Origin of the sequence: Pseudonocardia spirodelae (assembly GCF_037727765.1) — a bacterium.
Classification (GTDB): domain Bacteria; phylum Actinomycetota; class Actinomycetes; order Mycobacteriales; family Pseudonocardiaceae; genus Pseudonocardia; species Pseudonocardia spirodelae.
Genome location: NZ_JBBJUP010000007.1, coordinates 202,793 through 220,179 on the forward strand (window position 1 = coordinate 202,793; position 17,387 = coordinate 220,179).

Below are 17,387 nucleotides of genomic sequence, written 5' to 3' on the forward strand. Positions count from 1 at the left end.
GAACCGTCCGCCGTCCGCGGACGACCTTCTCCCCGGTACATCCGGCGGACCGCCGCGTCGCTCCGCCTCCTCGTCACGCCACCAGGGAGATCCGTTGTCCGACACCCTCGACCCACCCGTCGACGACACCGCCGAGCGCCCGGCCGCGGCGGAGCCGTCGCCCGGTACGCGCAGCGGCTGGTGGTGGTCGGACCTGCGGCCCCTGGTGCTGCGGCTGCACTTCTACGTCGGCCTGTTCGTCGGGCCGTTCATCCTGGTCGCGGCGGTGACGGGGCTGCTCTACACGATCACCCCGCAGCTCGACCAGATCCTCTACCGCGACGCGCTGCACGTGCCGGTCGGCGCGACGCAGCTCGACCTGCGCGACCAGGTGGGGGCCGCCGCGGCCGCCGTCCCGGGCGGCACGGTCACCGAGATCCGGCCGCCGATCGCGCCGGACTCGACCACCCGGGTCATCTTCGACGTCCCGGGGGTCGCCGAGGACTACGCGCGCACCGCGTTCGTCGACCCGTACACCGGGCAGGTCCGCGCGGTCCTCGACACCTACGGCGAATGGCTGCCGGTGCGGGCGTGGATCGACACACTGCACCGCAACCTGCACCTGGGCGACGTCGGCCGGCTGTACTCCGAGCTGGCCGCCAGCTGGCTGTGGGTGCTCGCGGTGTCCGGGCTCGCCCTGTGGGTGGTGCGCCGGCGTCGGCGGGCCCGGGTGCGCCGCACGCTGCTGCCCGAGGGCTCGGCGCGCGGCCGCGCCCGGATCCGGTCCTGGCACGGCTCGGTCGGGCTGTGGGCCTCGGTCGGCATGCTCGTCCTGTCCGCGACGGGGCTGACCTGGTCGAACTTCGCCGGTGACAACGTCGGTGCGCTGCGCTCGGCGCTGAGCTGGACGACGCCGTCGGTCTCGGACGAGCTGCCCGCGGGCGGCGTCGCCGCGGCGCCGCCGACGGCACCGGCCGCCGTCGGGACCACCGCGGACCGGGTGCTCGCCGCGGCCCGCGACGCCGGCATCTCCGACCCGGTCGCGATCACCCCGCCGTCGGAGGCGGGCCAGGCGTGGCAGGTCGGTCAGGTGAAGCGGTCCTGGCCGCTCGCGCAGGACGCGGTGTCGGTCGACCCCGGGTCGGGCGCGGTACTCGACACCGTCCGCTGGACGGACTGGCCGTTCATGGCACAGGCGGCCGAGGTCGGCATCTCGGCGCACATGGGCATCCTGTTCGGGGTCGGCAACCAGCTCCTGCTCGTCGCGCTGGCGCTCGGGATCGTGGTCGTCGTGGTCTGGGGCTACCGGATGTGGTGGCTGCGGCGGCCGACGCGTCCCGGTGCCGCGGCCCTCGGCGGATCGCAGCGACCGGGGGTGGCGTCGCTGGCCGTCGTCGGGGTGGTGGCGGTCGGTCTCGGCGTCTTCTTCCCGGTGCTGGGCGTGTCGCTGCTGCTGTTCCTGCTGGTCGACGCCCTGCCGCGCCGGGCGCCGGAGGCCACGCCGTACGGCTGACGGGCGCGCCCGCGGCATCGGGGTGGCGGACGGTGCCGTTACCCGGACGCCTCCGTGAGGTGCGCCGCCAGCAGCGCGGTGAACAGCTCCGGCTCCTCGAGGTTCGTCAGGTGCCCGGAACGCGGCAGCACCGCGAGGCCGGACCCGGGCACCGTGCGGCGCAGCATCAGGGTGGCGCGCAGCGCGTGCTCGTCCTCGTCGCCGACGACGAACAGGGTGGGCACCCTCAGCCCGGCCAGCTCGCCGGTCAGGTCGTAGAGCGACGGGCGCGCCGCCTGCACGCCGCGCATCGTCGCGGCGGCACCGGCGGCGTCGTGCTCGGCCAGGACGCGCAGGTGCTCGTCGAAGGCGGCCGGGTCCTTGTGCCGCAGCTGCAGCCGGGCGGGTCGCACGCCGTAGTCCCGGGCGACGGCGGCGGCCCCGTCGCGCTCGTACCGGTCGGCCAGGTCGAGGGCATCGGTGCGGAAGGCGGCCGCGTCGTCGGGGTGCGCGCCGTACCCGCACCCGGCGACGGTCAGCGACCGCACCCGGTCCGGCCGGCGCAGTCCGGTGTGGAGCGTCGCGAAGCCGCCCATGGAGTTGCCGACGACGTGCGCGTCGTCCTCACCCGCGGCGTCGAGGACGGCGAGCACGTCGGCGACCGCGCGCTGCTGGGAGTAGGCGCCCGGGTCGCGCGGGACGTCCGACGGCGGGTAGCCGCGCGCGTCGAACACCAGGCAGCGGAACCGGTCGCGCAGCCGTGCGACCTGCGGCGCCCACGACCTGTGGTCGCCGCCGAACTCGTGCACGAACAGGACCGGCGGGCCCTGCCCGGTCTCCTCCCAGTGCAGCCGTACCCCGTCGTCGGTCAGCGTGTACGGCATCGTCGTCCCGTCCCTCGCCCGTCGTGGCGGGTCCACGATGACCGACCGGCCCCGGCCGTGCACCGCGACGCGGTGGACGGCGTGGGCGGCGCGGACGGGCTCACCGGTGGGCCGGGCGCAGCGGCCCGGTCCACCGGTCACGACGCTGCCAACTCCCCGGCGGGTCCCGTCGCCGCGGTCAGGTCACGGGCCAGCCGTCGCCCGACCCGGTGTGCGCGGACCACGGCCGAGCCGAGTGTCGCGCCGCCGCCCGGGTAGGCGTCGGCGAACAACGTGGCCGCGCAGTTCCCGGCGGCGAACAGACCGTGCAGGACGCCACCGTGGTCCTTGCGGGCGAGGACACGTCCGTCCGGGTCGGTGTGCAGGCCTCCGGCCGTGCCCAGCACACCCGCGTGCACCGGCACGGCGTAGAACGGCGGCGTCTCCAGGGGCGCCAGACACGGGTTCGGGACGATCGCGGGGTCGCCGAGATGGCGGTCCTGCGGGCTCGCGCCCCGCCCGAACTCGGGGTCCCGGCCGTCGCGCGCGTGCCGGTTGAACGCGGCCACGGTCGCGACGAGCCCGGCGGCGTCGATCCCGGTGAGACGGGCCAGCGCCGCCAGGTCGTCCGCCCGCTCGATCCAGGACCCCGGAGCCGTCGGCGACGCCCCGGCGACCGGGTAGCGCTCGGCGTAGGACCGGTCGAAGACCAGGAACGCGGGCACGTTGGTGTACCGGCCGGTGCCGGGGTCGACGGCTCCGAAGGCCCGGTTGAGGTCGTGGTAGTTGGTAGCCTCGTTGACGAACCGGTGCCCCCCGGCGTTCACGGTGACCGAGCCGGGCATCGTCATCTCGACGTTGCCCATCCGGCCGGACGGCATCCCGTCGTAGACGGCGTCCGGCGGGGTGATCACCGGTACCCCCCACACGCTCGTCATCCCGGCGACGGCGGCCCCGGCGGCCAGACCCAGGCGCAGCCCGTCTCCCGTGTTGGACGGTGCGCTGATGGGGGTGACCGGGTACGCGAGGTGCTCCTCGCGCAGCTCCTGCGACCACTCGAACCCGCCCGAGGCCAGCACCACGGCGCTCGCGGTCACGCGCGCCGATCCGACCACGAGCTCCCAGCCTCCGGGAGAGCGCTCCAGGCCGGTGACCGGGCTCCCGACCACGAGATCCACACCACGTGCGACGGCGGCCACGACGAGCCGCCCGACCAGCGCACCGCCCATCGTCCGTACACCCGCCGCCCGGCGGTCGGCGAGCAGCCCGGGATCCGGCGCGGCGCCGGCGAGACGGTCGCGTTCGGACATGGTGAGGAGCGGGAGGTACGTCGGCGGGCGCAGCAGCTCCGCGAGTCCCGGCCACGGCCTCGGGTCGAACGGCTCCTGGTCGAGGCCCCGCCCGCGTGCCGCGCCCGCCCATTCCGGGTGATAGTCCGGTCGCGCCAGCGACCGCATCCGGACGCCGTGGTCGCACAGCGCGCGGACCGCTTCGGGCGCGGTGCGCACGTAGGAGGCGATCTCGTCGTCGCTCATCCGGCCCCCGGTGCCGGCGGCGAGGTAGGCGCGGGCGTCCTCGTCGGAGTCCGGGAACCCGGCTGCTGCCATGAGGTGGTTGCCCGGGGCCCAGATGACCCCGCCTCCGACGGCCGAGGTGCCGCCGAGGCGCTCGGCCTTCTCCGCGACCAGCACGGACAGGCCTGCCCCGGCGGCGCCGAGCGCCGCCGTCAGCCCGGCCGCCCCGCTCCCGGCGACGACCACGTCGTAGTGGTCCCGCGGATGCCCGGCGAGCACGCTCATGCCGGCACCTCCACGCGACCGGAGCGCGCGGCGGGACCACCCGGGGCGTGCCCGGTCAGGTCCACCGCCACCTTGGCGACGAGCCCTTCGCCATCGCGCAGCAGGGCGAACGCCTCGCCGATCCGTTCGATCGGCAACCGATGGGTCACGAGTGCGGCGGTCTCGGCCGGGTGCGCGGTGAGCAGCCGCAGTGCCTCGTCCATGCGCCGCTGGCTGTTGCGGCTCCCGAGCACGTCGACGTCCTTCACCGGCAGCGTCCGCATCGACAGCGTGACCGGCCGGTCGGAGATGCCGACGAGCACCACCCGACCCGCGGTGGCGACCTCGTCGAGCGCGGCGCCGAAGGCGGCGGGGGAGCCGCTCGCCTCGATCACCAGGGTCGGCTCGGTGCCCACGGGCTCCCCGGCGACGACGGTGCGCACGGCGCCGAACCGGTCCGCGAACGCGAGACGGCCGGCATCGACGTCCACGCAGGTCACCGCGACCCCGAGGGAGGTGAGGTGCAGCGTCGCCAGCAGTCCGATCGGACCGCAGCCCAGGACCAGCGCCTGCTCACCGGGCTCGGGGCGTCCCCGCAGAACGGCCTGCATCGCGATGCTCGCAGGCTCGGCGAGGGGCGCCAGGCCGATGGGCAGCTCGTCGGGCACCCGGTGCAGGTCGGTCGCCGGGACCGCGATCAGCTCGGCGAGACCTCCGTCCTCGTAGCAGCCCAGGCACGACGAGGACCGGCAGGCGTTCATCCGGCCGATCCGGCAGGCGTGGCAGTCCCCGCACCAGCGCATGGGTGACACCACGACCCGGTCGCCCGCAGCGACGTCGGCGCCCGGCGGCGCGGTCTCGACCACCCCGGCGATCTCGTGGCCCTGCACGATCGGGAGCTCGGTCGCGTAGTCGTCCTCCCAGATGTGCAGGTCCGTCCCGCAGAGGGTGACCGTGTGGACGCGGACGAGCGCCTCGCCCGGTCCCGGTACCGGCGACGCGACCTCGGCGAGCTCGACGCGCTCACGCGCCAGCGTGCGTGCGACCCTCACGCCAGCCCCCCGAAGACGATCGACCACTCGTGGATCGTGCGGGCTCCGATCAGCCCCGCGGTGCGGAACGGGTCTGCGTCCAGCACCGCGGCGATCTCCTGCGCGGAGCCGCCCTCGATCACCAGCAGTGCCCCGGAGCCGCCGTCCACCGGGCCGGACACCCGCAGCCGGCCGCTCTCGTGGAGCCCGGCGAGGAAGTCCTTGTGGGCCGGCCGGTGGTTGTCCCGATCGGCTCCGGAGTTCTCCGCATAGGTGTAGGTCACGGCGAAGGTCGCCATCTCGCATCCCGTCCTCGTCGACGGCCCGCCGGGCGGGCCGGTGGCGGTATCGCCACCGGGACCAGGCTGCGGCTACGGGATCAGGCGTGTCCAATACATGGTTCGGCAGGGATCGAGTGCGAATCCAGCATTATCGGGGGTCGGGCAGCACCGCTCCCGCGACGTCGAGGAGCGCCCGTACCGCCGCGGTCGACCGGGCCGGATCCCAGAGCAAGGCGCTGTGCAGCTCGGGCGGCGGTGCCGCCAGCGGCACCCACACGGCGTCGGCCGGCATGATCGGGCGTACACAGGTCGGGGCGAGCGACACCCCGAGACCGGCCGCGACGAGCGAGAGCACGACGTAGGGGTCCTTGACCTCCTGCGCGATCCGCGGCCGGAACCCCGCGCCGTGACAGGCGGTGAGGATCACCGAGCGCAGCGCGGACTGGCCGGGCATCAGGACCCAGTCCTCCTCGGCGAGATCGGCCATGTCGATGTGGTCGTGCCCCGCGAGCGGGTGGTCGACGGGGACGGCCGCGCCGAGCTCCTCGACCGTGATCACGCGGGTCGGCAGGTCGCCGGGCGCGGGCAGACCCACGAACGCCACGTCCAGCGCCCCCCGCTCGATCAGGCCCACCGCGTCCTCGGTGGTCACCCGATCCACCAGGTGCAGCGCCACGTGGGGATGCCGGGTCCGCAGGGCCCGGGTCAGCGGGGGCAGCGTGAGGTGGTTCAGCGCACCGGAGAACCCGAGCCGGACCCGTCCGTACACCTTGTCGGTCCCGGCTCCCGTCGCCCGCATCGCGAGGTCGACCTCGCCGACGATCCGGCGCGCGTGCGGCAGGAACGCGTGCCCGGCGGAGGTCAGCGTCACAGCCCGTGTCGTCCGCTCGAACAGCGGTGTGCCGACGTCCTTCTCCAGCTTCTTGATCGTCTGGCTCAGCGGGGACTGGGCCATGTGCAGTCGCTGCGCGGCACGTCCGAAGTGCAGTTCCTCGGCGACGGCCAGGAAGGCCTCGATCCACCTGATCTCCACCCGGCGTCCCCTCAGTAGCTGGCCCGGCCGCCGCTCGCGTCGTAGACGGCGCCGGTAGAGAACCCGAGCCGCTCCGAGCACAGCCACGCGATCAGCTCGGCGATCTCCTCCGGTCGGCCCATCCTGCCCATCGGGGTCAGTGCACGCGAACGGGCCAGCACCGCCGGATCGGTCGCGGCGTTCATCGGGGTGGCGACGGCGGCCGGGGCGACCGCGTTGACCAGGACCCCGGTGGTGGCCAGCTCCTTGCCGAGGGACTTGGTCAGCCCGATCACCGCCGCCTTGGACGACGAGTACGCGCTCTGTCCGGGATTTCCCTCCTTCGCGGCGATGCTGGCCAGTGTCACGATCCGGCCCCAGCCGGCGGCGACCATCCCGGGCACGACGGCGCGGCAGACGACGAAGGTGCCGTCGACGTTGATCCGGTGCACCTCACGCCAGTCCTCGAGGTCCAGCTCGGTCAGCGGCGCGGCCGGTCCGACGACCCCGGCCGAATGGACCAGCACGGCGAACGGTCCGCGGTCGGCGACCAGACCGGCGACCGCGTCGTGATCGGTCACGTCGAGCGTCGCGTCGGCACCGGGCCCGAGATCCGCGGTGACGACGTCGAGGCCGTCGGTGCGCAGCCTGGCGGCGGTGGCCGCGCCGATGCCGCTCGCCCCGCCGGTGACCAGTGCGACCCGGGGGCCCGTCGCCGCGGGTACGTCGCGGGTGCCGCTGTCGGACCCCGGGCCGCTCATGCCACGACCGCCGCATCGACACCGGCGAGGTCGCGCGCGGCGATCCAGCCGAATGTCATCGCCGGGCCGAGGTTGATGCCGCCGGCCGGGTAGTGGCCGCCGAACACGCTCGCCTGGTCGCTGCCGGCCGCGTAGAGACCCCGAACGGGGGCGCCGTCCGCGTCGAGGACCCGGGCCCGGGGGTCGGTGGCGAGTCCCGCGAACGTACCGAAACTGCCGGGGACGACCCGCACGGCGTAGAACGGTCCCTGCTCCAGCGGGGCGAGCGACGGGTTCGGGTGGCCGGTGGACGGGTCGCCGCCGGACCGGTTGAACGGTGTCGCGCCGCGGCCGAACCCGGGGTCGACGCCCCGGCGGGCGCCGTCGTTGAACTCGGCTACGGTCGCCTCCAGCCCGGCCGGGTCGATGCCGCAGGCCCGGGCCAGCTCGGTGAGCGTGCGGCCGCGCTTCAGGTAGCCGCTGCGCAGGTGGGGCCACAGCGGGACCGGGCGCGGTTTCGCCATGCCCAGCGGGTAGCGGCGGACGAACCGGGCGTCGGCGATCTGCCAGGACTCGGGCTCGGCACCCGGTGGCGTCGCGGCTATCAGTGCGGTGACGTAGTCGTGGTAGCCGTTCGCCTCGTTGACGAACCGCCGCCCGCTGCGCAGGACCCCGATCGAGCCCGGCTTCGCGCGGTCCATGATGTGGGGGAAGACCCCGGTCCGTCCGTCGCGGTAGGGCACGAGCGACACCGGGCACCAGGCGGCGGGCGAGGCCAGGTCGGTCCGCAGCTGCCCGCCCGCGCTCTCGCCCAGGGTGATGCCGGCGCCGTCGGCGGTGGCGGGAGCCAGGGAGTGGTGAGCGGCGCCGGTGGGGAAGTGGGCGGCGCGTCGGGTGCGGTCGTGCGGAAAGCCACCCGCGGCGAGGACGACGCCGCGCGCGGCGGTCACCGGGCCGTCCGCCGTCGTGACGCCGGTGACCCGATCGCCGTCGCGCACCAGCCCGGTCACGGCGGTACCGGTGCGGATCACGACCCCCAGGTCGAGCGCCGAGCGCAGCAGCCGTCCGACGAGCGCCGTGCCGTTGACCAGCTGCTGCCCGCGACGGTGCCGCACGAGGTCGGCGACGTGGCGGGCGACCCGGCGGGTCGCGTGCGTCAGCCCGCGGAGGTCTCCCCGCGACGCGGCGAGGAACCGGGTCAGGTCGGGCCCGGCCATGATCCCCATCCCGAGGAACGAGGTCTCGTGGAGCTGGTCGCGGAGCAGGGATGCGACCTCGGGCCCGAGCCGACGCAGGTCGGCCGGGTCCGGGGCGACGGACCGGTGGCCGGTTCCGGCGCCGGGCAACCCGCCGTAGACGTCGCAGATGTGCACGCCCGGGGTGAAGGTGAGCGAGGTGTTCTCGTGGAAGAACCGCACCATCCGCGGGGCGGCGTCGAGGAACGCGTCGACCCGTTCGGTGTCCCGGTGCTCGCCCAGCACAGCGTCCAGGTACCTCCGGATCTCCGCCGGGTCGTCCTGCACGCCGTCGGCGCGGGCCAGCGGGTTGCCCGGTGCCCACATCCAGCCGCCGGACCAGGCACTCGCACCGCCGCAGACGTCGGCGCGCTCCAGGACGGTGACCCGCAGTCCGCGGTGCGCGGCGGTGACGGCGGCCGAGAGGCCCCCGGCTCCGGCGCCCACCACCACCACGTCGGTATCGGTGTTCGGGACGGTCACGTCGTCGGTCCTCCCTGGACGGCGGCGCGCGGCGGGACTGTGTGCCGCACGCGCTGAGACTGTGTGCATTCGAGGTGATAATGTCGCTGCTACTGAGCTGTTCAAGGACTATATGACGGTGCGGGGTCGCGCAAGACCCGGTGCCGGTCGGAGGGTGCCGTGGAGATCCGACGGCTCGAGGCGTTCGTCGCCGTCGCTGAGGAACTGCACTTCGGGCGTGCGGCCGAGCGTCTCGGCATGGCGCAGTCGCCGCTGAGCCAGACCGTGCGGCGTCTGGAGCGTGAACTCGGCACGACGCTGTTCGAGCGGAGCACCCGCAGCGTCGCGCTGACGCCGGCGGGCCGGGCCCTGCTGCCGCACGTCCGGCGGGCGCTCGACGAGTTGGAGCTGGGCCGGGAGGCGACCCGGGCCGTCGACGGACTGGTCCACGGCACGGTCGCCATCGGTTTCTCCGGGGCGTTGAACCACCACACGCTCTCCCCGCTGACCCGCGCGGTGCGTCATCGCCATCCCGGCGTCGTCCTCGCGCTGACCGGGCGCGTGGTGACCGGGGACGGCGTCGCGCTCGTGGAGCGCGGCGCACTCGACATCGCCTTCGTCGGGCTACCGATCGAGCCGTCGCCGCTGGCGACCCGACTGGTCGCGCGCGAACCGCTCGGGGTGGTGCTGCCCATCGACCACCGGCTCGCCGGCGAGCCGGTGGTCGATCTCGCGGAGCTGGCCGGTGAGCCGTTCGTCGGGATGCCGGCGTCGGCCGGGTCGGCCCTGCAGCGGCTCACCGCCGAGGCCTGTGCGCGGGCCGGTTTCCGGCCGGAGGTCGTGCAGGAGAGTACCGACCCGTTCCTCGTGCTGACCCTGGTCGCGGCCGGGGTCGGGGTGACGGTGATGGCCTCCGGGATCGGCCCGATCGTCCCCCCGGGAGCGGTGTACGTGCCGCTGCGGGGTGAGCCGACCTGGATGCAGCACGCGATCGCCTGGCGTGCCGACGACCCGTCGCCGGTGCTGCGGGCGGTGCTGGACGTCGCGGAGGAGGTGCTGCCCACCCCTGTCGATTAAGCTCCGCAGACACTTGGTCCGAGTCGAACCAAGTATTGGACGGTGTAGAGTCTGCGCTGTCACGCTCCTCGGCATCGGATCCGCCCTGCCGTCCCGGCACGCGGCGGAACACCGTCGACGACGCCGGTTCGAAAGGAGCGCCATGTCCGCCATGGCATCGGCCCCGCAGGTCGGGAGCACCGGGGAGGTCTCCCGGAACGCACCGCGCAAGGCCGCGCTGTCCGGGTTCCTCGGCAGTGCCCTCGAGTACTACGACTTCTTCATCTACGGCGCCGCCGCGGCGCTGGTGTTCGGGACGGTCTTCTTCCCCGACGCCGGCGCCACCGGGGTGCTGCTGTCCATCGGCACCCTGGGAGTCGCCTACGTCGCCCGCCCGCTGGGTGCCGTCCTCTTCGGACACTTCGGCGACCGGTTCGGGCGGCGCAACGCGCTGATGGCGACGCTGCTGCTCATGGGCGTCGCGACCTTCCTGATCGGCTGCCTGCCGAGCTACGACAGCATCGGTGTCGCAGCGCCGGTCCTGCTGGTCGTGCTGCGGCTGCTGCAGGGCCTGTCGGCGGGCGGGGAGTCGCCCGGCGCCAGCTCGCTGACGATGGAGCACGCGCCGGAGCACCGGCGTTCGTTCTACTCCAGCTTCGTGATGAGCGGGATCATGTTCGGGATCGTGCTGTCCAGCCTGGTGTTCATCCCGATCGCGATGCTGCCGGAGGACCAGCTGCTGGCGTGGGGCTGGCGTGTCCCGTTCTGGCTGAGCATCGTCGTCACCGCCGTCGCCTACGTCCTGCGCCGCTCGCTGCAGGAGCCCGAGGTGTTCGCCGAGATCCAGGATTCCGACGAGACCGCCAAGGCTCCGATCGTGCAGCTGTTCCGCGAGCACCCGGGCACCGTCCTGCGGATCGCGGTCTGCGCCTCCTTCGCGATGGTCAACACGATCGTCAACGTCTTCGCCCTGGCGTACGCGACGACGGTCGCGGGTGTCGCACGGCCGACGATGCTCGCGGTGATCACTCTCGCCAACGCCGTCGCGGTCTGCAGCCAGCCGCTCTACGGCCTGCTCGCCGACCGGATCGGTCGCAAGCCGGTGTTCGCCGGCGGACTGGTCGGTGTGGCCGTGATGGTGCCCGTGTTCTTCCACGCCGTCGCCACGGGCCGGGTCGGCTGGATCGCGGTCTCCGCGGTCGTGCTCATCGGCGTCTGCTACGCCGCGCCCAACGGCGTGTACCCGGCGTGGTTCCCCGAGCAGTTCCCCGCACAGGTCCGCTACAGCGGCATGGCCATCGGGCTCATGGTCGGGCTGCTCGCCGCCGGATTCACCCCGGCACTCGCGTCGCTGCTGACCCGGTCCGACCCCGCCGACTGGACCCCGGTCGCCTGGCTCTGCGGTGCGTTCGTGGTCGCCGCGGCACTGGCGGCGCTCACCGGACCGGAGACCCATCGCGTCCCGACCGCCGAGCTCGGCCGCCGGCACACCGCGGACGCCCGGTGACGCGGCCGCTGCGCGCCGCGGTGATCGGGTGCGGCGCCGTCGCCGCCAACCACGCCGCGGCCTACCACGAGCTGCCCGGCGTCGAACTGGTCGCCTGCGCCGACCTCGACCCGGCCCGCGCATCGGCGCTCGCCGACCGCTTCGGCGGCCGCGCCGTCGCCGCCGACGACCTCTACGACCACGCCCCGGACCTCGTCAGCGTCTGCACCCCGCACCCTGCGCACGAGGCCGCGGTCCTCCGGGCCGCCGCGCACGGCGTGCACGTGCTCTGCGAGAAGCCGATCGCGAACGAGCTCGACGCGGCCCGGCGGATGGTCAGGGCCTGCGACGACGCCGGGGTGCGTCTGGGCGTGCTCTTCCAGCGCCGGTTCTGGCCTGCCGCACGGCGGATACGGACCGCGCTCGACGACGGCACCCTGGGCCGCCCCCTCCTCGCCGACGTCGCCGTCCTCCTGCACCGCGACACGGACTACTACCGCGCCGACCCCTGGCGCAGCACCCGTGCGGGCGGCGGCGGTGGTGTCCTGTCGACGCAGGCCGTGCACTACCTGGACCTGCTGCAGTGGTACATGGGCGTCCCGGTGGAGGTGAGCTGCACGCACGCCACGTTCGCCCACGGCGACGCGACCGAGGCCGAGGACACCTCGGTCGCCACCGTCCGTTTCGCCGGGGGTGGGCTCGCCACCCTGTCCGCGTCGACCGCGCTGACGCCCGGGCTCGGCTGCCGGATCCGGGTCACCGGGTCGACCGGGGCCACCGTCGGTCTCTCCGAGTACCCGGAGGGATCCGAGGCCGGGCTCGACGTCTGGGCCGTGCCCGGCGCCGCGCGGGCCGGGACGCCCTACGGACAGGGGCTCGTCGCCGACGTGGGTCTGGCCCGCATCAACGGAGACCTCGCACCCTTCCACGCCCTCCAGATCGCCGAGTTCGTCACCGCCGTCCGTGACGACCGCGACCCGGCCGTCACGGGACGCGAGGCGACGCGGTCGCTGGCGCTGCTCACCGCGCTCCACGCCTCCGCCGCGTCCGGACGACCCGAACCGGTCCCGACCGTGCACGAGGAGATCCCCGCATGACCCCGATCGGACTCGCCCACCTGACCCTGCTCCGGCTCAGTCCGCCCGAGCTGGTCGCGGTCGCCGCCCAGGCCGGGTACGACTTCGTCGGCGTCCGGGTGAAGGCCGTGACCACCGGCGAGCAGCAGTACCCGATGGAGCCCGGGTCGCCGATGTCGAAGGAGACGCTGCGACGGCTCGACGACACCGGACTCGAGGTCCGCGACATCGAGTTCCTCACCGTCGGCGCGACGACCGGTCCGGCGGACTGGAAGCCCGCCCTCGACGCGGGTGCCGCCCTCGGCGCCCGCACCCTGTCCGTCGTCGGCACCGACACCGACCGCTCCCGGCTGATCGACACCCTCGCCGCGCTGGCCGCGGATGCCCACCCGCTCGGCATCCGGCCGACGCTGGAGCCCATCAGCTACCAGCCCGTCGCCACCGTCACCGAGGCCGCGCGGATCGCCGGCGCGGCCGGGATCGCACTGCTCGTCGACGCCCTGCACGTGCAGCGTGGTGGCAGCACCGTCGACGACGTCCGTGCCCTGGACCCGGCGCTGGTGCCGGTCCTGCAGCTGTGCGACGCGCCGCTGGAGGTGCCCGCGCACCTGGAGCTGCCGGCCGACCTTCCGCTCGGCATGACCGCCGACGGTTCGGTGCGTCAGATCGAGGCCCGGGCACGACGCCGCGCGGTGGGGGAGGGCGAGCTGCCGCTGGCTGCGCTCGTCGCCGCCGCCCCGGCCGGGACCCCGCTCAGCGTCGAGGTCCCCGACGCGCTGCGCGCCGCGCGCTGCACGGACCTCGACATCGCCCGTCACCAGCTCGCGGCGACCCGGACGCTGCTCGCCGGGGTCGCACGGTGACCGCCGGCGCCGCCACCCGCACCGCGCACCGGGTCGCGCTCGTCGGAGCCGCGATCGCCCGGTCGCTGTCCCCGCTGCTGCACGAGCAGGAGGCGGCCGCGCTCGGCCTGGACTACCGCTACGAGCTGCTCGACCTGGACCGGCTGCCGGCCGGCTGGACCCTGCGCGACGGCGTCGGGTGGACCGGGTTCAACGTCACCCACCCGGCCAAGCAGACCGTCCTCGGCCAGCTCGACGCCCTGTCGTCACAGGCTCGCGACCTCGGTGCGGTCAACACCGTCACCGTCACCGACGGGCGGCTGACCGGCCACAACACCGACCACTCCGGCTTCCTCGCCGGGCTGCGTCACGGGCTGCCCGGCGCGTGCCTGGACCGGGTACTCGTGGTGGGCGCCGGGGGCGCGGGCTCCGCCGTCGCCTACGCGCTGGCCACAGTGGGCGCCCGGGTCGACGTCGTCGACGCCGCCCCGGGACGGGCCGCCGACCTCGCAGAACGGTTGCGTGCGGCTCTGCCCGGCGCACGCGTCGAGGGCGGCCCGGCCGCGGCCGTCGGCGTCCTCGCCGCGGTCGCGGACGGAGTCGTGAACGCCACCCCGATCGGCATGGACGGTCACCCCGGCGTGCCGGTCGACCCGGCGCTGCTCGACGCCCGGCACTGGGTCGCCGACGTCGTGTACCGGCCCCTGGAGACCGCGCTGCTCGCCGCGGCGCGCGACCGTGGCTGCCGGGTCCTCGACGGCGGGGCGATGCTCGTCGCCCAGGCCGCCGACTCCATGGCACTGCTGACCGGGGCCACACCGGACCCGGACCGGATGCGGCGTCACCTGGCCGCGCTCGTGGACCCCCGGGAGGGACACCGATGACCGAGCCCACCACCTGGGACCACGAGGCCGACCTCGTCGTGGTCGGTACCGGAGCCGCCGGGCTCGGCGCCGCCGTGGTCGCCGCCGCCGAGGGCCTGTCGGTCCTGGTCCTGGAGAAGACGGGGTGGCTCGGCGGGACCACCGCCTACTCGGCCGGGACCTGCTGGGCCCCGGGGCACCGCGGGCAGACCGACCCGTGCGCCGACCGGGAGGCCGCCCGCGGCTACCTCGACACGCTCGTCGGGGACCGGGCGGAGCCCGCGTTGCGCCACGCCTACCTCGACCACGCGGCGCCCGCTGTCGAGCACTACGACCGGCTCGGCATCGGGTTCCGCCACTCCGCGACCGTCGTCGACTACCACCCGGAGGTTCCCGGGGCCGGCGTCGGCCGCGCGCTGGAGCCGCACACCTTCGACGGCCGCCTGCTCGGCCGCGACGGCTTCGCCCGCGTGCGCCGGCCGGTTCCCGAGTTCGCACTGTTCGGCGGCACGATGATGGTCCGCCGCCCGGAGGTGAACGAGCTGCTCACCCTGCTCGACGGCTCCCCGCGGGCGGTTCCGACAGCGCTGCGTCTCGGGGCCCGCTGGGCGCGGGACCGGATCGCCGGGTATCCGCGCGGCACCCGGCTCGCGATGGGCAACGCCCTGGTGGCGAGCCTGTGGCACCAGCTGCGCCGCCGGTCGGGCGAGGTGTGGTTCCTCAGCCCGGCCACCGCGCTGGTGACCGGCGACGGCGGCCGGGTGACCGGCGTCGTCGCCACGCGGGAGGGCCGGCCGGTGCGGATCGGCGCCCGGCGGGGCGTGGTCCTGGCGGCCGGTGGGTTCCCGGCGGATCCCGTGCTGCGGGCCGAGCACCTGCCCCGGCCGACTCCGCAGTTCACCCGCGCCGCCGACGGCGCGACCGGCGACACCCTCGCGCTCGCCCGCGCCGCCGGGGCCGCGGTCGGGGACCCGGCCGAGGACAACGCGATGTGGTTCCCCAGCTCGATCGGACGCCGCCGGGACGGCTCCACCGCGGTGTTCCCGCACATCTGGGACCGGGCGAGGCCGGGCATCGTCGCGGTCGACGCCGCCGGCCGCCGTTTCGTCGACGAGTCGGTCTCCTACCACCGCTTCACCCGCGCGATGTACGACGCGGGCTCCGGCGTGCCGAGAGTCCCGGCCTGGCTCGTGCTGGACTCCCGCACCCTGCACCGCTACGGCATCGGGATGATCCGCCCCCACCTGCCGGCGATGCTGCGCCGTCGCTACGAGGCATCGGGATACCTGCACACCGCACCGACCGTCGCGGCGCTCGCCGACGTGATCGGGGTCGACGCCTGCGGCCTCGAGCACACCGTGGCGGCGGCCTGCCGGTCCGCTGCCACCGGCGTCGACGAGGAGTTCGGCAAGGGGACGAGCCCGTTCGGCCACCAGTACGGCGATCCCCGCAACACCCCCAACCCGAACCTCGGCCCGATCGACACGGCACCGTTCCACGCCGTCGCGCTGGTGCCGACACCCCTCGCGACGACACTCGGGGTCCGGACCGATGCGACCGGCCGTGCACTCGATGCCGGCGGAACCCCGGTCCCGGGCCTCTACGCCTGCGGCGGGGACGCGCACTCGCCGACGGCGTCGGAGTACCCGGGTGCGGGCTGCCAGGTCGGAGCCGGGCTGACCTTCGGCTACCTCGCGGCGCGGCATGCGGCGGGGGCCGGGGTGGTGACGCCGGTGTGACGGGTGCCGGGCCCGGGTCCCCGCACCCGGCCCCGGCCCCCGGCCGGTTCAGCGCCGCCCCAGCTCCAGCACCGGCGTGCGGTGGGTCTCCCGCGCGGTGAGCGCCGCGACCGCCGAGACGACCCCGCACCCGAGCGCGAACAGCGCGACCGGGACCCACGCGGTGGGGCCCTCGCCCATGATCGCGAACGCGATCGACGGGGCGAACCCGGCGATGAGGAACCCGATCTGCGTGCCGACGGCGAACCCGGTGAAGCGGACCCGCGCGTCGAACATCTCGGTGAAGAACGCCGGCCACAGGCCGTTGACCGCGCTGTAGACGACCCCGCCCTGCAGGACGCCGGCCACCAGCACCAGCGACAGGTCCCCGGTCGAGACCGCCCACAGGTAGAAGGCGGTGGCGAGCGCGGAGCCGAGCGCGCCGAACACCCAGACCGGCCTGCGCCCGATCCGGTCCGACAGCAGCGCCCACGCCGGGATCGCGACGATCGCGACCACGTTGGCGGCGACGGTCACCCACAGCACGGCGGCGCGGTCCATCCCGACGGCGTCGGAGGTGGCGTAGGCGAGCCCGAACACCGCGAACAACGTCTGGAACACCGCGAACAGCGAGCAGCCGACCACCCGCAGCAGGTCCCGGCCCCGGCTGCGGACCAGCCCGAGCAGCGGCATCTGCTCGGGGTGCCCGCCGCCGGTGGCGCCGTCGGCGACGGCGCCGTCCCCGGCGACGGTCCCGGTGAAGACCGGCGACTCGTCGAGCCGGCGCCGGATCAGGTACGTCACCACGACGACGACCGCGCTGAGCAGGAACGGGATCCGCCAGCCCCAGGACAGCATCTGCTCGCGCGGCAGCGCCGCGACCGGCACGAACACCAGGGTCGCGAGCACCATCCCGGCCGCGAACCCGGACATGGTGAAGCTGGTGAAGAACGCCCGGCGTCCCTCCGGGGCGTACTCCATGGTCAGCGTGCTCGCCCCGGCGGCCTCACCGCCCGCGGACAGGCCCTGGCACAGCCGGCAGACCACCAGCAGCACCGGTGCGAGCATCCCCGCGGTCCCGTAGGACGGGAGCAGCCCGATCGCGACGCTGCTGAACCCCATCAGCAGCAGCGTCGCGATCAGGACGCCCCGCCGTCCCACACGGTCCCCGAAGTGCCCGAACACGACCGCGCCGAGCGGGCGCGCCACGTAGGCCACCCCGAACGTCGCCAGCGACAGCACGGTCGCGGTGGCCGGGTCCCCGGCCGGGAAGAACACCACGCCGAACACCAGCGCGGCCGCCGAGCCGTAGATGAAGAAGTCGTAGTACTCCAGGAGGCACCCGAGGAAGGCCGCGACCGAGGCCCGGCGGGCGTCCCGCGGTCGTGACCCGGCCGCGTTCACGGCCCCCTCGGGTGCGGTCCCCGCCCCGGCCGGCGGCAGCGCCCGCCCCGATTCCGTTGTGGACATGCG

The 17,387-nt window shown here is 74.8% G+C and carries 15 protein-coding genes; 7 read left to right on the plus strand and 8 right to left on the minus strand.

The window, feature by feature from the left end; translation table 11 throughout:
* The first annotated feature begins 94 nt into the window (after positions 1 to 94).
* Positions 95 to 1,492 (plus strand): PepSY-associated TM helix domain-containing protein, encoded by a 1,398-nt coding sequence (locus tag WJX68_RS11090; protein ID WP_340289156.1) that lies wholly within the window; start codon positions 95 to 97, stop codon positions 1,490 to 1,492.
* A gap of 38 nt (positions 1,493 to 1,530) precedes the next feature.
* On the opposite strand, the gene WJX68_RS11095 is transcribed toward WJX68_RS11090, so the two are convergent.
* The 7 genes from WJX68_RS11095 to WJX68_RS11125 all read right to left on the minus strand — a co-directional run bounded on the left by WJX68_RS11095 (position 1,531) and on the right by WJX68_RS11125 (position 8,894).
* A complete protein-coding gene (locus WJX68_RS11095) occupies positions 1,531 to 2,355 on the minus strand; it encodes an alpha/beta fold hydrolase (RefSeq protein WP_340289159.1) in 825 nt (274 codons plus the stop codon).
* A 137-nt stretch (positions 2,356 to 2,492) separates the two neighbouring features.
* A complete protein-coding gene (locus WJX68_RS11100; RefSeq protein WP_340289162.1) occupies positions 2,493 to 4,133 on the minus strand; it encodes an FAD-dependent oxidoreductase in 1,641 nt (546 codons plus the stop codon).
* The gene (locus WJX68_RS11105) at positions 4,130 to 5,164 is read right to left on the minus strand and encodes an alcohol dehydrogenase catalytic domain-containing protein (protein ID WP_340289165.1); all 1,035 of its coding nucleotides are present in this window, start codon (positions 5,162 to 5,164) and stop codon (positions 4,130 to 4,132) included. Before WJX68_RS11105 ends, WJX68_RS11100 begins: the two co-directional genes overlap by 4 nt.
* Entirely contained in the window at positions 5,161 to 5,442 is a 282-nt protein-coding gene (locus WJX68_RS11110; protein WP_340289168.1) for a YciI family protein, read from the minus strand. Before WJX68_RS11110 ends, WJX68_RS11105 begins: the two co-directional genes overlap by 4 nt.
* Positions 5,443 to 5,572: 130 nt before the next feature.
* Positions 5,573 to 6,457, minus strand: a complete 885-nt coding sequence (locus WJX68_RS11115; RefSeq protein WP_340289171.1) for a LysR family transcriptional regulator — start codon at positions 6,455 to 6,457, stop codon at positions 5,573 to 5,575.
* A gap of 11 nt (positions 6,458 to 6,468) precedes the next feature.
* Entirely contained in the window at positions 6,469 to 7,197 is a 729-nt protein-coding gene (locus tag WJX68_RS11120; RefSeq protein WP_340289174.1) for an SDR family oxidoreductase, read from the minus strand.
* Positions 7,194 to 8,894 (minus strand): FAD-dependent oxidoreductase, encoded by a 1,701-nt coding sequence (locus WJX68_RS11125; protein ID WP_340289177.1) that lies wholly within the window; start codon positions 8,892 to 8,894, stop codon positions 7,194 to 7,196. Before WJX68_RS11125 ends, WJX68_RS11120 begins: the two co-directional genes overlap by 4 nt.
* A gap of 159 nt (positions 8,895 to 9,053) precedes the next feature.
* On the opposite strand from WJX68_RS11125, the gene WJX68_RS11130 reads away from it, so the two are divergent.
* The 6 genes from WJX68_RS11130 (at position 9,054) to WJX68_RS11155 (ending at position 15,935) form a co-directional block, all read left to right on the plus strand.
* On the plus strand, positions 9,054 to 9,950 hold the full coding sequence (locus WJX68_RS11130; RefSeq protein ID WP_340289180.1) for a LysR substrate-binding domain-containing protein: 897 nt from the start codon (positions 9,054 to 9,056) through the stop codon (positions 9,948 to 9,950).
* Positions 9,951 to 10,092: 142 nt separating this feature from the next.
* Positions 10,093 to 11,436, plus strand: coding sequence for an MFS transporter (locus WJX68_RS11135; protein WP_340289183.1), 1,344 nt, complete (start codon positions 10,093 to 10,095; stop codon positions 11,434 to 11,436).
* Complete coding sequence (locus WJX68_RS11140; RefSeq protein WP_340289186.1) at positions 11,433 to 12,512, plus strand: Gfo/Idh/MocA family protein; 1,080 nt, start codon at positions 11,433 to 11,435, stop codon at positions 12,510 to 12,512. The genes WJX68_RS11135 and WJX68_RS11140 overlap by 4 nt, the downstream gene beginning before the upstream one ends.
* Complete coding sequence (locus WJX68_RS11145) at positions 12,509 to 13,354, plus strand: TIM barrel protein (RefSeq protein WP_340289189.1); 846 nt, start codon at positions 12,509 to 12,511, stop codon at positions 13,352 to 13,354. The genes WJX68_RS11140 and WJX68_RS11145 overlap by 4 nt, the downstream gene beginning before the upstream one ends.
* Positions 13,351 to 14,217, plus strand: a complete 867-nt coding sequence (locus WJX68_RS11150; protein ID WP_340289191.1) for a shikimate dehydrogenase — start codon at positions 13,351 to 13,353, stop codon at positions 14,215 to 14,217. The genes WJX68_RS11145 and WJX68_RS11150 overlap by 4 nt, the downstream gene beginning before the upstream one ends.
* Positions 14,214 to 15,935: an FAD-dependent oxidoreductase gene (locus WJX68_RS11155; RefSeq protein WP_340289193.1), complete on the plus strand. Its 1,722-nt coding sequence runs from the start codon at positions 14,214 to 14,216 to the stop codon at positions 15,933 to 15,935. Before WJX68_RS11150 ends, WJX68_RS11155 begins: the two co-directional genes overlap by 4 nt.
* Positions 15,936 to 15,983: 48 nt before the next feature.
* Here WJX68_RS11155 and WJX68_RS11160 read toward each other — a convergent pair whose 3' ends face one another.
* Positions 15,984 to 17,384, minus strand: a complete 1,401-nt coding sequence (locus tag WJX68_RS11160) for an MFS transporter (RefSeq protein WP_340289196.1) — start codon at positions 17,382 to 17,384, stop codon at positions 15,984 to 15,986.
* Positions 17,385 to 17,387: the final 3 nt, after the last annotated feature.

Bases quoted from the DNA above. Each gene is read 5' to 3' on its own strand.
- WJX68_RS11095 (WP_340289159.1), bottom strand. From the start codon at position 2,355: ATGCCGTACACGCTGACCGACGACGGGGTACGGCTGCACTGGGAGGAG.
- WJX68_RS11100 (WP_340289162.1), bottom strand. From the start codon at position 4,133: ATGAGCGTGCTCGCCGGGCATCCGCGGGACCACTACGACGTGGTCGTC.
- WJX68_RS11110 (WP_340289168.1), bottom strand. From the start codon at position 5,442: ATGGCGACCTTCGCCGTGACCTACACCTATGCGGAGAACTCCGGAGCC.
- WJX68_RS11120 (WP_340289174.1), bottom strand. From the start codon at position 7,197: ATGAGCGGCCCGGGGTCCGACAGCGGCACCCGCGACGTACCCGCGGCG.
- WJX68_RS11135 (WP_340289183.1), top strand. From the start codon at position 10,093: ATGTCCGCCATGGCATCGGCCCCGCAGGTCGGGAGCACCGGGGAGGTC.
- WJX68_RS11145 (WP_340289189.1), top strand. From the start codon at position 12,509: ATGACCCCGATCGGACTCGCCCACCTGACCCTGCTCCGGCTCAGTCCG.
- WJX68_RS11155 (WP_340289193.1), top strand. From the start codon at position 14,214: ATGACCGAGCCCACCACCTGGGACCACGAGGCCGACCTCGTCGTGGTC.
- WJX68_RS11160 (WP_340289196.1), bottom strand. From the start codon at position 17,384: ATGTCCACAACGGAATCGGGGCGGGCGCTGCCGCCGGCCGGGGCGGGG.